Genomic DNA, 12,797 nt, shown 5'->3' with positions numbered 1-12,797 from the left:
GGAGCGACAATGTACCTATGGGTGAAGGCTATTCACTTAATGGCCGTAGTGACGTGGTTCGCTGCGCTGTTCTATTTACCCCGCCTGTATGTGTATCACGCCACTGCGCGGGATAATGGCGACGAACTGGCTATCAGTTATTTCAAAACCATGGAGCGTAAGCTCTACCGTGGCATCATGACACCCTCGATGATTGCGGTGCTCATTTTTGGTGGCTGGATGCTCTACCTGGTGCCCGAATGGTTTAGCCAGGGCTGGATGCACGCCAAGCTGGCGCTAGTGGTTCTGCTTATTGCCTATCATCACGTTTGTTTGATCTATTTAAAGCAGTTTGCCCAGGATCGTTGTACCAAAGGACATGTGTTTTTCCGCTGGTTTAACGAAGCACCGGTGATTGCGCTGGTGGCGATTATTATTCTCGCCGTTGTGAAGCCCTTTTGATGCGTCAACCACTTCCTCCCGTGGTGTTGGTACTCGCCGGGCATGATCCGACTGGTGGGGCAGGGTTAATCGCTGATAGCGAATCTATTGCTGCCTGTGGTGGTTGGGCGGTAACGATCCCCACTGCGCTGACGGTACAAAATTGTCATAATGTGACACGCGTGATCCCTGCTGATCCGACCGCGATGCGCCAAATGGCCGAGGCAATTAGTGAGATGCAGGTCGCGGCGATTAAGCTTGGCCTACTCGCCGACGAAGACACCCTGCGCGCCGCAGAGCAAATTATTCGCCGTTTTCCAGGCATTCCCGTGGTGGCCGATCCGGTCTTTAAAGCCGGTGGCGGAACTGAGTTATCCACACCTGCTTTGCGTCAATTGTTTATTGATCGCTTGCTACCGCTTGTGGATATCTTAACGCCGAATCGCGCTGAGTTGGCCCAGCTTACGCCCGACATCATCACCCCTTTCGATGATACGGCCCGCGCGGTGGCACTGATGTCACAGGGGTGCCAAGCCATCCTGGTCACGGCTACGGATGAACCGTTGCCCGGCAATGACCAGCAGGTAGTGCACACACTGCACTCGCCCGATACCACTCGCCAGTGGCAGTGGCCGCGTTTGCCCGAACTCTTCCATGGCTCTGGCTGCACGCTGGCATCGGCCATTGCCGCACGTATTGCTGTTGGTGAGCGCTTACCAACTGCTTGTGAGCAGGCCCAGCGCTTTACCTGGCAAAGTTTGTCTCAAGGCTTTCAACCGCCCAGCGGCCAATGTTTGCCGCATCGTTTTTCACGGGCTGTCCGTTTTTGATCCTATCTTCTGTACGCCATTGACCGAGAGGATGCCATGACTACATCAGCTGAACTGTTTGAACTTGCCAGTCGTCATATACCGGGCGGCGTAAACTCACCCGTTCGGGCGTTTAAAGGGTTACACCGCCCGCCAGTCTTTATGGAGCGTGCTCAAGGTGCCTTTCTGTTTGACGTTGAAGGCAATCGCTACGTGGACTATGTCGGCTCCTGGGGACCCATGATCACTGGGCATGCCGACCAAGACGTATTGGCTGCCGTGCGAGCGCGATTAGACAACGGTCTGTCCTTTGGTACCCCGACCGCCGTCGAAACCACCATGGCGGATTTGATCTGCGAAATGATTCCCTCCATGGATATGGTGCGCATGACCAGCTCGGGCACCGAAGCGACTATGTCGGCGATACGCCTGGCGCGAGGTACCACCGGCCGCGATAAGATCGTTAAGTTTGAAGGTAATTACCACGGCCATTCTGATTCGTTGCTGGTTAAAGCGGGCTCAGGTGCGCTTACCCACGGCGAACCCAGCTCGCCGGGCGTGCCTGCGTCGCTGGCTGAACACACCATTACGCTCTCGTTTAACGACCCTGAAGGGGTTGAGGCGTGTTTCAACGAAATCGGTGATCAGATTGCCTGCATTATCGTTGAACCCGTTGCTGGCAATATGAATTGCATTCCGCCGCAACCGGGCTTTTTGGAAACCCTGCGCCGGGTATGTAACGAGTACGGTAGCGTGCTGATTTTTGACGAAGTGATGACCGGTTTTCGAGTGGCATTGGGCGGTGCCCAAGCCCACTACGGTATAGTGCCCGATCTAACCTGCTTGGGAAAAATTGTCGGTGGTGGCATGCCGGTGGGCGCCTTTGGTGGCAAGCGCGAGATAATGCAAAACATCTCCCCTCTGGGGCCGATTTACCAAGCGGGCACGTTGTCGGGTAACCCGCTGGCCATGGCCGCAGGCGTTGCACTACTTACCAAGCTACAGGTACCAGGCTTTCACAATGCGCTTACCCAGCGGGTTAACACGCTTTGCACTGGCCTTCAGGAGCGTGCCAATGCCGCACGGGTGCCGATGATGACGCAGTCGGCGGGCGGTATGTTTGGGCTCTTCTTTACCTCTCAAAGTCGTGTCGATAACTTTGCCCAAGCCACCGCCTGTAACCCGGATGCCTTCCGCCGTTTCTTTGGCGCGATGCTTGATCACGGTGTTTATTTGGCGCCTTCTGCTTACGAAGCAGGCTTTATGTCCAGCGCACACACACCGGAAGACATCCAGTTCACCCTGGATGCAGCAGAAAAAGCCTTTGCCGTTATGTAACGGCAAGTAACTAAAAGCCCGCTATACTGCAATAGCCGCTCAAGGTGAGCGGCTATTGCTTAGATGAGAGTTACACTCATGATACGACCAGCGGCTTGGCGATACGTGACCTGCGCGGCGGGGCTGCTAGCCTGTTTCCCGCTCGCTGCACAGACGCCTCAGGAGCAAAACATGACCCAGATCCATATCACCATGAGCGGTTCGCCGGGCGCAGAGTTTTCCGCCCATTGGCGGATTACCCACGAAGGCGAAACCACCGAGCACGTTGAAGAGAGCGGGACAGTACCTGCTGAGTACACCTTTACGGGTACAGAATTGGAAGGCACAGTAAAGCTGTTAAGTGATGATGAACGGCTAGAGGTAGATATTCAAAAAGGCAGCAATCGGTCGCGTTCGTCTACTCATGGGGCGGGAGGTACCTTGATGCTCATGATTAGTTAATAATCGACACAGGGGCTGTGCTAGCTTAGTTGGGCACCCGGTATGTTTATTCAAGTATTCAGCGAACAGCTGAGCTTGGGGACTTTTATCGGTAACGATATAGACCTAGCCAGTAGACTTTTCCTGCGACATTGGGTCGCCCTCATGGAAAGAAAGAGTGAGCAGGTAACCCCTGAAGTGTTGCTTATAAGATAAGTTTCGTAAAGTTTTGTTATTAGATAAGAGGTAAAAATAAATTGAATAACCACCTATGTTTTTAGAATTTTGGTGAAATATATATTTATCAGGATCTTAATTACAGACATATAATTTTCAACGTGGCTTCATTTCAGATACGTTGAGCAATATTTTGCTGGCTTTTGATACGTTCAATGAGCGCGTAAACTGGTGCTCTACTGTTTGGAGTGCGTGTCATGGCATCAGTTAATACACTTGTCCTAGCCAGCGGTAATGCTGGAAAGTTACGAGAATTCAATCAATTACTATCTCCGCTAGGCTTCGATGTGCGTCCTCAGGCAGACTTTGGTGTTACTGAGGTTGAAGAAACAGGGTTAACATTCGTTGAAAATGCGTTATTAAAGGCTCGAGAAGCGAGTCTTATTAGTGGATTACCTGCATTAGCAGACGATTCAGGGCTTGAGGTAGACGCCCTACAAGGCGCACCGGGTATTTACTCGGCCCGTTACGGTGGTGAACCAAAGAGCGATGAGAAAAATAATGAAACGTTGTTAGCCGCACTCAGCGATTGTGCAGAAGGACAGCGTAGTGGCCGTTACTGGTGTGTACTTGTTTATTTACGTCACCCGAAAGACCCAGTGCCGGTGATTGTGCAACGCAGTTGGGAAGGCGAGATTCTTGCCCATCCACGGGGGAAAGAGGGGTTCGGCTATGATCCGCTTTTCTGGCTACCCGACCAGGGTATGAGCGTTGCCGAGTTGCCGAGTGAAAGTAAAAATCGCCTTAGTCACCGTGGGCGCGCGCTGCAAGGCTTGGTGGAGTTACTGCAGGTGGCGCATGGTTGATACGTTGCCGCCACTATCTCTATATATCCATACCCCCTGGTGTGTCCGTAAATGCCCGTATTGTGATTTCAACTCCCATGAGCCGGGTACACACGGTTTTACGCCTCGCGATTTGCCTGAAGCCGCTTATCTCGACGCATTGTTACAAGACCTGGATAGCGATCTCGCCTTAGCGGCTGGGCGAGAAATACAGACAATCTTTATCGGTGGCGGGACACCCAGCCTGCTGTCGCCTTGGTTTTATGACCGTTTATTGAGCGAGATTGAAGTCCGTTTGCCGTTTGCTGATGGCATCGAGATTACCTTGGAGGCAAATCCCGGCACCACGGAACAGGCGCGATTTATCGGTTATCGAAAGGCAGGCATTAATCGTTTATCGCTAGGTATTCAAAGCTTTCAGCCCGATCAACTGCATGCGCTGGGGCGAATTCATAGCGGTGACGAAGCGGTCACTGCGGTTACGCAGGCTCGCCAGGCGGGTTTTACAAATATTAACATTGATCTTATGCATGGCTTGCCTGGTCAGACGCCTCAACTGGCGATGGATGATATTGCCCAAGCGCTGTCGTTAGCGCCGGAGCATCTCTCCTGGTACCAGCTTACCCTTGAGCCGAATACGGCCTTTCACTCCCATCCACCGACGTTGCCTGAGGAAGAAGCACTCTGGGATATCCAGGACAGCGGTCATCAGCTTTTGGAGCAGGCCGGGTTTAAGCGCTACGAAATTTCGGCCTATGCAACCGATGGTCGTCAGAGTCTGCATAACCTTAATTACTGGCAGTTTGGCGACTACCTTGGGATTGGCGCCGGGGCCCATGGCAAGCTAAGCCATATTGATCCAGACGGTGAGTGGCGTATTGAGCGGCGTTGGAAAACCCGCCAGCCGGATGCTTATTTAAAGCGCATGGATGACCTGCGTGGCTTTATAGCGGGTAAGCAGGTTATATCAGCGGACGAGCTACCTTTGGAGTTTGCCATGAATGCTCTACGGCTCACTGATGGGGTGTCGCTCGAGGCATGGAAGGCCAATACTGGGCTCTCTTCTGATATGTTACTTACGCGTTTACAAACCGCCGAGAAAAAAGGACTTTTGATGCAAATGCCTGAAAAACTGCGTGCATCGCCTCAAGGTCTATTATTCTTGAACGAGTTGCTGGCTTTAATTAATGAAGATTGACCAGTGAATAAAAAGATGTCCTGAACATAAACAAGGAGTGAGTGATGCGTATTTCTCGACTACTGACACCGCTGGCAGCCGCTATTTTATTAGCAGGTTGCGCCACATCGGATCCTTACGGTGGCCAAACGCAGCGCTCTAGCACCGCGATGGGCTCTGGTATTGGTGCCGCTGTGGGTGCCGCTGCCGGTGCGCTGTCTGGCGACGGTAGTACTAGCCGCCGTGATCGTGCACTGATTGGTGCGGCCGTAGGTGCGGCAGCCGGTGCTGGCATTGGTGTCTATATGGATCGCCAAGAGCAGCAACTGCGTGAAAACTTGCAAGGATCGCGCATTGAGATTGATCGCCGTGGCGACGATATCGTGCTCAATATGCCTAGCGGTGTCACCTTTGGTTTTGACTCAGCTGAACTGACCAGCGAAGCGCGCGGCTCTCTTAATGAAGTCGCTAATGTTCTCACTCAGTACCAAGACACCCGCGTTAGTATCGCCGGCCACACCGATAGCACCGGCGATGCTAGCTACAATCAGCGTCTCTCCGAGCGTCGCGCTCAAGCCGTATCGAGCTACCTCACCCAGAATGGCGTTTCGTCCACGCGTCTTAATACCTCGGGCTATGGTGCTACTCAGCCAGTGGCCAGTAATGACAATGAGCAGGGTCGAGCCCAGAACCGTCGCGTTGAAATTACCCTAACCCCTACCGGTAATGGTCAAGGTTGATACGTTCTTGAATTAACCTGGCTGTTGCCGACTAAAGCCCGCTATGCTCCCATAGCGGGCTTTTTTATTCACTTGCTGATGAGTCTTCATGCTGTCCTACCAACATGCCTACCATGCCGGTAATTTTGCGGATGTGCATAAACATCTGACACTTTACGCGGTGATTAATCATTTATTACGTAAAAAAACGGCTATTACATATGTCGACACTCATGCAGGACGAGGGCTTTATCCCCTTAATGCGCAAGAGACGCAACGTTTGCAAGAGTATCGCGAAGGCATAGGGCCGCTGTGGCAAACCCGCAATGAGCTAAACGATCCGTTGCTGATCGCGTGGCAAGCAGCGGTAGCCACTGCTCAAGCCTCCTCAGCAACCCTGACGCACTACCCAGGCTCTCCCTGGTGGCTGAGTCATTCGTTGCGTGAGCAGGATCAACTGCGGCTGTTTGAGCTGCATCCCGGCGAGCACGAGCAACTTTCTACTCAGGAGTTGCCAGCTAACGCCCAGCGTGTGTTTGGCGATGGACTGGCGGGGCTGGAGGCCATGTTGCCCGCGATAACACCACGGCTATGTGTACTCATCGACCCCAGTTATGAGCGCAAAGTGGAATATCAGGAAGTGGCCGATACCGTCGCTTATACACTGGAGAAAGCGCGCCATGCCGTGGTATTGATCTGGTATCCGCTGCTACCCGCTGGCCACCATCACACGCTATTAGATGCCTTGAAAGAGAGCGGGCAGCGCAAAATATGGCGCAGCGAGCTGCTGCTGCGTGAATCCGGTGAGCAGGTTCACGGCATGTTTGGCAGCGGCATGGTGGTGATTAATCCGCCCTGGGGCTTGGATGAGCGACTAGCCGCTGCAATGGCGGAAATTACGCCGTTATTAGGTTCTTCTAGTCGCTATCAGGCGGATTGGTGGGTGGGAGAGTAGTGTTGGTAACGAGGGTAACGAGTAGCTCTCTTACTTACCGATGCAGAAGCTGCCGAAAATCTCGCCTAGTAAATCATCGGCGCTGAATTCACCGGTGATTTCGCCCAATGCCTGCTGAGCATCGCGCAGATCTTCCGCTAGCAGCTCTCCTGCGCCGTAGCCATCAAGCTGAGCACGGCCTGTATCAAGGGCTGCCATAGCACGATCTAAGGCATCTAAATGCCGTCGGCGGGCAGAGAAGCGACCCTCGGTGGTGGCGGCAAAGCCCATGATATCTTTTAAATGTGCTTTTAAGTTATCCACACCCTCGCCCGTTTTAGCGGATAAACGTACGGTGGGGGGCGTTGTGGATAAATCTAATCCAGGCGGTTCCGCACTGGTATCAATCTTATTGCGCACTAACGTCAAGCGCTGCTGATCGGGCAGGCGGGCGACAAACTCGGGCCAGATGGCCATGGGGTCGGTTGAGGCGGTCGTGCTGGCATCCACTAACAGCAGTACGCGATCGGCTTTCTCTATCTCGGCCCAGGCGCGAGCGACACCGATCTTCTCAACGGCATCAGGTGTATCGCGCAGTCCGGCGGTGTCGATGATATGCAGCGGCATACCGTCGATATGAATATGTTCGCGCAGCACATCCCGGGTCGTACCGGCAATATCCGTTACAATGGCGGTGTCTTGCTCCGTGAGGGCATTCAGCAGGCTCGATTTGCCTGCATTGGGCCGCCCTGCGATTACCACGCTCATACCTTCACGCATCAGAGCGCCCTGGCCTGCTGCTTGGCGCACGTCGATTAACGTTTGCTGAACGCTGTTCAAGTGCTCAGCCACATGGCCGTCGGCAAGAAAGTCGATCTCCTCTTCTGGGAAATCAATCGCCGCCTCAACGTAAACACGTAGCTCGATCAGCCGCTGCACCAACGCTGACACGCGCTTCGAGAATTCCCCCTGGAGCGAGCGCACGGCATTTTCGGCCGCTGAGCGGGAAGTGGCATCAATCAGATCGGCGATAGCTTCTGCCTGGGCCAGATCGAGCTTGTCATTGAGAAAAGCCCGTTCAGAAAACTCGCCAGGGCGCGCTAGACGTGCGCCGAGAGCCACACAGCGCTCCAACAGCATATCCATAATAATGGGACCGCCGTGGCCCTGTAATTCAAGGACGTCCTCACCGGTAAACGAGTGGGGACCGTTGAAGAGCAGGGCGATGCCTTCATCAATAATGCTTTCAGCGCCCTGGAAGGGGCCGTAATGGGCGTAACGAGGAGAGGGGCAGTGACCTAGTATGGCCTCGGCGATAGCGCGGCAGGCAGGCCCTGAGACGCGAATGATACCAACACCACCGCGTCCAGGAGGGGTAGCCAATGCGGTAATCGTATCTTGAGTATAAAGTCGTTCAACCATGGCGAGCCTCTTTAATGGATGCGTACAGTGTGAGTTTGTCATCTTTAAAACGCCAGACCCCCGCACTGGGCGGGGGTCTGAAGGCTTCAACTACCACGGCAGGCTATTTGGTCTTCATGCCTTTGCCGATGGTCGGGTCATTCTCGATTTTGCGCGTAATGTAGTACTGTTGCGCCACCGAAATGATGTTGTTGACCACCCAGTAGATGACCAGACCCGCCGGGAACCACAGGAAGAAGAAGGTAAAGATGATGGGTAGCATCTTCATGATCTTCGCCTGCATCGGATCCGGGGGCGTCGGGTTCAACATTTGCTGAACGAACATCGAAATACCCATCAGGATCGGCAGAATGAAGTACGGATCCTTCACCGATAGATCCTGAATCCAGAAGATAAACGGTGCGTGTCGCAGTTCGACCGATTCCAGCAACATCCAGTAAAGCGCGATGAAGACCGGCATCTGAATCACAATAGGTAGACAGCCCCCCAGCGGATTGATCTTCTCCTTCTGGTAGAACTTCATCATTTCTTGCGACATCTTCTGACGATCGTCGCCATACATCTCTTTCAGGCGCTGCATTTCAGGACCGAGCTTACGCATGCGGCCCATGGATTTGTAGGCTTTGGCGGAAAGCGGGAACAGCACGGTCTTAACCAGCACCGTTAGCAATACAATCGACCAGCCCCAGTTACCGACGATGTCGTGGATCTTATCCAGCAACCAGAAGAGGGGGTTAGCGATAAACCATAGCCAACCGTAATCCACGGTTAAGCGAAGGTTTGGTGCCACCTGCTCTAGGTAGTCCTGAATCTTCGGACCCATATAAAGGGTAGCACCTAACGTGGCTTCGCCTTCTGCGGCAATGCTGCTAGTGGGGCCAGCAAAGGCTACGACGTTACGATTACTTGAGTCGGTGGTAACGTAGTAGAGGTTTTGCTGATCCTGCTGAGGTGCCCATGCCGAGACAAAGTAGTGCTGAATAATTGCAATCCAGCCGCCCTGTGCTTCGCGGTTTTCAAAGTTACTGGCTTGAATATCTTCAAAGTCGATCTTTTCGTATCGTGCATCCGGCGTTGAGTAGGCAGCCCCCAGATAGGAGTTCATACCCATTGAAACGCCGCTTGAAGGATCGGGGCTATTATCGCGTGCCAACTGACCAATAAAGCGCGCACTAACCGGTGCATCGGTGTTATTGGCTAGGTAGTAATTGACGTTAACCGCATAACTGCCGCGCTCAAATGTGAGGCGCTTAATAACCTCGACGCCGTTAACGTCGGCGGTTAGGTCGATGCTCAGCTCTTCATCGTTATCGCCTAAACGATAGTCGGTATTTTCAGGCGTGAACGCGATGCGGCTTGCTTGACCATCAAGCTGAAGGCCTGAGCGAGCCACGTAGCTGCGGCTGCTGTTATCCGACAACAGCACGTAGTTCCGCTCTGACTCGAGGGAAAGTTTGTGCTGAGGTAACGCGGCGTAAACAATATCGCCACCGTGTGGATCAATACGTACATCAAGAACATCGGTCGTTACGGCAATGAAATCACGGCTAGACGTTTCGCTTTCAGTATCGCCAGGAATACCTTCACCAACCGCATTTGGCTGCGATGTGGTACTCGGAACGGCTAAGCCGCCCTCGCCATCGTCAACATTGCGGGATGGTACTGAATTGCTAGATGGTACTGAATTACTGCGTTGAGTCGTTTCAGGCACTGAATCGTAATTCGGCTGCCCGTAATCCTGATTCCACTGGACGACTAGCAAGTACGCCAGTACGGCTAGTGGAATCAGTAATAAAAGTCGTTTTACGTCCATGAGGGTTCTGCCCGCTGGGTGGTGAACATGCTAATGGCGCAGTGTCATTTACTCGACCCTTGACACACGAAAGCCTGCCAGACGGCAGGCCGAGGTCGAGCGGCGAGGTGTGCACCAAAGGTCACGTGTCACGCTCTGGCGTTGGTGCTGCGATCACCGCCTGTGCGTCACGCTGAAGTCGCTTCCACATGCCGTGTAACTGGCGATGCAAGGTGTCGTTGTCGATATCCTGAACGCCGCGTCGGGCAAGCACCACGATATCCACAGAGGGTAAGTGATCTTGACGAAGACGGACAGATTCTCGAACGAGACGCTTGAAACGGTTGCGATCTACGGCGCGTTTGACATTTTTTTTGCTGACTACCAGTCCAAGGCGGGGGTATCCCCGAGTACTTAAGCGAACTAACGCCATCATACCTTTGCCATGCACTTTCAGGTCGGCTTGCTCAAACACGTGACTGAAATCCCCAGCATTTAGTAACCGTAACTGCCGGGGAAAGCCTTTCTGTGGCACACGCAATCCGAGATCAGGCGCTCAGACGCTTGCGGCCCTTGGCACGGCGACGTGCGAGGACGGCGCGACCGTTTTTGGTTGCCATACGAGCACGGAAGCCATGCGCGCGCTTGCGCTTGAGAACGCTAGGTTGAAAAGTGCGTTTCATAACTCGTTATTCCCACGTGGTTTAGGACGGAAAGTGAATTCCAAAAAGCCCGGTCCAGTGAGGAACTAGCCGGGGAGATTCAATTCAAGACCGGAAATTGTAGAGACTTCCTTTGCTGGGTGCAATTTTTCCTTGCATAAAAAGCGTTGTGGCGTCATTGCGGCCATGCTGGCAGTGAGAATTATAGCAATCTATGTTCTGGCTATTATTACTAATAAGTAGTTCTAAACCTGTTGTTATTAATAGTGGGGATACTATTTGTGGATAAGTGGTTTTAATTATTATTTATCAATTGCCTATAGACATAAAAAATCTGTGTGTAAGTTCCGTATAAACAGTCTACAAGATGTTAAGTAGATGTGTTTAACCTAAACGTAAGTCGCTTTTTTGTTAATTATCCCCGTTCCTCCACATGGTTTTCCCGTAGGCTCACTGCAAGTTGTCCACAGGGCAATATTCAAGCTTAAACCCGTGTGGATAACCGAGGCTTTGGGCGCTACAATGGTCGGCCGTTTTCAACCGATGGTGAGATGAGTGTCACTGACGCTTTGGCAACAGTGCCTGGACAACCTGCAGGATGAGCTGAATTCACAGCAGTTCAATACCTGGATACGCCCGCTGCAGGCAGAAGAAGGAGAGTCCAACGAGCTGCGCTTATTGGCGCCGAATCGCTTTGTGCGCGATTGGGTGAGCGATAAGTATGCCAAGCGGATTAGTGAACTAATGCGTGAGCTCGCGCCGGCCAAGCCGCCGAAAGTGAGTTTGACGGTAGGTAGTCGCCGTCCGGCCACGCAGGCACCTCAGCATCGCGACTTGGGCAACCCCGTATCGGCTTCTCCATCGCGTCCTTCGGCACCGGCTGTTCATACGCCTCCGCGCGGCGATATTGCCGATGAGCGTGAAATAGGCAGGCTGCGTGATGAAGCTCCCAGTCGGCGTAATAATGAGCGCCAGGTACAGGTAGAGGGCAGCCTGAAACATGGTAGCGGACTAAACCCGAATTTTACTTTCGATACTTTTGTTGAAGGTAAATCAAACCAACTGGCTCGCGCTGCCTCCCGCCAGGTGTCTGAAAACCCCGGCGGCGCTTATAACCCGCTGTTTTTATACGGCGGCGTGGGTCTTGGTAAAACTCACTTGATGCACGCCGTGGGTAATGCGCTGGCAACGCGGCGCGAAAATGCCCGCGTGGTCTATCTGCACTCAGAGCGTTTTGTCGCCGATATGGTCAAGGCGTTACAGCTCAATGCGATTAACGATTTCAAGCGCTTTTATCGCAGTGTTGATGCATTACTTATTGATGATATTCAGTTTTTCGCTGGCAAAGAGCGTTCCCAGGAAGAGTTTTTTCATACCTTCAATGCGTTATTAGAAGGTGGTCAGCAAATGATCCTGACCTCTGACCGCTATCCTAAAGAGATCAGTGGGGTAGAGGAGCGCCTTAAATCACGCTTTGGTTGGGGGCTCACGGTCGCGATTGAACCGCCGGAACTTGAAACCCGCGTAGCCATCTTGATGAAAAAGGCCGACCAAGCTAAGGTCGATTTACCTCACGATGCAGCTTTCTTTATTGCTCAGAAAATTCGTTCCAACGTGCGCGAATTGGAAGGTGCATTGAAAAAGGTCATCGCTGATTCGCACTTCATGGGCAAAACAATTACCCAAGACTTTATTCGCGAATCGCTGAAGGATTTGTTGGCCCTTCAAGACAAGCAGGTGGGCGTCGATAATATTCAGCGCACAGTCGCGGAGTATTACAAGATCAAGGTAGCGGACTTGCTCTCCAAGCGCCGTTCACGTTCGGTTGCCCGCCCTCGTCAGGTGGCGATGGCGCTTGCTAAGGAGCTAACCAATCATAGTTTGCCGGAGATTGGTGATGCCTTTGGTGGGCGTGACCACACAACGGTGTTACACGCTTGCCGAAAAGTGAAATCATTGCAGGAAGAGAGCGCGGATATTCGTGAGGATTACAAGAATCTGCTGCGCCTGTTGACCAGTTAACCACCCTATGGGACGGGCCTGTTACGCGCAGGTCTTTCAGGATATAGAACCGGAGTATTG

General features: G+C 52.9%; 13 protein-coding genes. 9 read left to right on the top strand and 4 right to left on the bottom strand.

Annotated features, from left to right (window positions below; genetic code table 11):
* The first annotated feature begins 9 nt into the window (after positions 1-9).
* The 8 genes from hemJ (at position 10) to KO116_RS00030 (ending at position 6,860) form a co-directional block, all read left to right on the top strand.
* Positions 10-441 carry a protoporphyrinogen oxidase HemJ gene (hemJ, locus tag KO116_RS00065; RefSeq protein ID WP_035556346.1) on the top strand — a complete coding sequence of 144 codons (432 nt, stop codon included), beginning with the start codon at positions 10-12 and terminating at the stop codon, positions 439-441.
* Positions 441-1,250, top strand: a complete 810-nt coding sequence (gene thiD, locus KO116_RS00060) for a bifunctional hydroxymethylpyrimidine kinase/phosphomethylpyrimidine kinase (RefSeq protein WP_035556349.1) — start codon at positions 441-443, stop codon at positions 1,248-1,250. Before hemJ ends, thiD begins: the two co-directional genes overlap by 1 nt.
* A 36-nt stretch (positions 1,251-1,286) precedes the next feature.
* Positions 1,287-2,567, top strand: coding sequence for a glutamate-1-semialdehyde 2,1-aminomutase (hemL, locus tag KO116_RS00055; RefSeq protein ID WP_035556353.1), 1,281 nt, complete (start codon positions 1,287-1,289; stop codon positions 2,565-2,567).
* A gap of 171 nt (positions 2,568-2,738) precedes the next feature.
* Entirely contained in the window at positions 2,739-3,008 is a 270-nt protein-coding gene (locus KO116_RS00050) for a hypothetical protein (RefSeq protein WP_235272453.1), read from the top strand.
* A 413-nt stretch (positions 3,009-3,421) separates the two neighbouring features.
* Positions 3,422-4,030 carry an RdgB/HAM1 family non-canonical purine NTP pyrophosphatase gene (gene rdgB, locus KO116_RS00045; RefSeq protein ID WP_035556355.1) on the top strand — a complete coding sequence of 203 codons (609 nt, stop codon included), beginning with the start codon at positions 3,422-3,424 and terminating at the stop codon, positions 4,028-4,030.
* Positions 4,023-5,207, top strand: a complete 1,185-nt coding sequence (gene hemW / locus KO116_RS00040; RefSeq protein ID WP_035556358.1) for a radical SAM family heme chaperone HemW — start codon at positions 4,023-4,025, stop codon at positions 5,205-5,207. Before rdgB ends, hemW begins: the two co-directional genes overlap by 8 nt.
* Before the next feature lie 44 nt (positions 5,208-5,251).
* Positions 5,252-5,926 carry an OmpA family protein gene (locus tag KO116_RS00035; protein ID WP_035556360.1) on the top strand — a complete coding sequence of 225 codons (675 nt, stop codon included), beginning with the start codon at positions 5,252-5,254 and terminating at the stop codon, positions 5,924-5,926.
* Positions 5,927-6,014: 88 nt separating this feature from the next.
* A complete protein-coding gene (locus KO116_RS00030) occupies positions 6,015-6,860 on the top strand; it encodes a 23S rRNA (adenine(2030)-N(6))-methyltransferase RlmJ (protein ID WP_035556362.1) in 846 nt (281 codons plus the stop codon).
* 30 nt (positions 6,861-6,890) lie between these two features.
* Here KO116_RS00030 and mnmE read toward each other — a convergent pair whose 3' ends face one another.
* The 4 genes from mnmE to rpmH all read right to left on the bottom strand — a co-directional run bounded on the left by mnmE (position 6,891) and on the right by rpmH (position 10,736).
* The gene (gene mnmE, locus KO116_RS00025) at positions 6,891-8,261 is read right to left on the bottom strand and encodes a tRNA uridine-5-carboxymethylaminomethyl(34) synthesis GTPase MnmE (RefSeq protein WP_035556364.1); all 1,371 of its coding nucleotides are present in this window, start codon (positions 8,259-8,261) and stop codon (positions 6,891-6,893) included.
* Positions 8,262-8,364: 103 nt separating this feature from the next.
* Positions 8,365-10,074, bottom strand: a complete 1,710-nt coding sequence (gene yidC, locus KO116_RS00020; RefSeq protein ID WP_035556366.1) for a membrane protein insertase YidC — start codon at positions 10,072-10,074, stop codon at positions 8,365-8,367.
* A 121-nt stretch (positions 10,075-10,195) separates the two neighbouring features.
* The gene (gene rnpA, locus KO116_RS00015) at positions 10,196-10,588 is read right to left on the bottom strand and encodes a ribonuclease P protein component (RefSeq protein ID WP_082072518.1); all 393 of its coding nucleotides are present in this window, start codon (positions 10,586-10,588) and stop codon (positions 10,196-10,198) included.
* Positions 10,589-10,601: 13 nt separating this feature from the next.
* Positions 10,602-10,736 (bottom strand): 50S ribosomal protein L34, encoded by a 135-nt coding sequence (gene rpmH / locus KO116_RS00010; protein ID WP_008959105.1) that lies wholly within the window; start codon positions 10,734-10,736, stop codon positions 10,602-10,604.
* 534 nt (positions 10,737-11,270) lie between these two features.
* Between rpmH and dnaA the strand changes: the two genes are divergently transcribed.
* Positions 11,271-12,737, top strand: a complete 1,467-nt coding sequence (dnaA, locus tag KO116_RS00005; protein ID WP_035556369.1) for a chromosomal replication initiator protein DnaA — start codon at positions 11,271-11,273, stop codon at positions 12,735-12,737.
* Positions 12,738-12,797 lie beyond the last annotated feature (60 nt).

The organism is Halomonas sp. KO116, assembly GCF_000734975.2.
Taxonomy (GTDB): Bacteria; Pseudomonadota; Gammaproteobacteria; order Pseudomonadales; family Halomonadaceae; genus Vreelandella; species Vreelandella glaciei.
The sequence above is the reverse complement of the archived record's forward strand: the minus strand, read 5'-3'. Positions and strand labels throughout refer to the sequence as shown.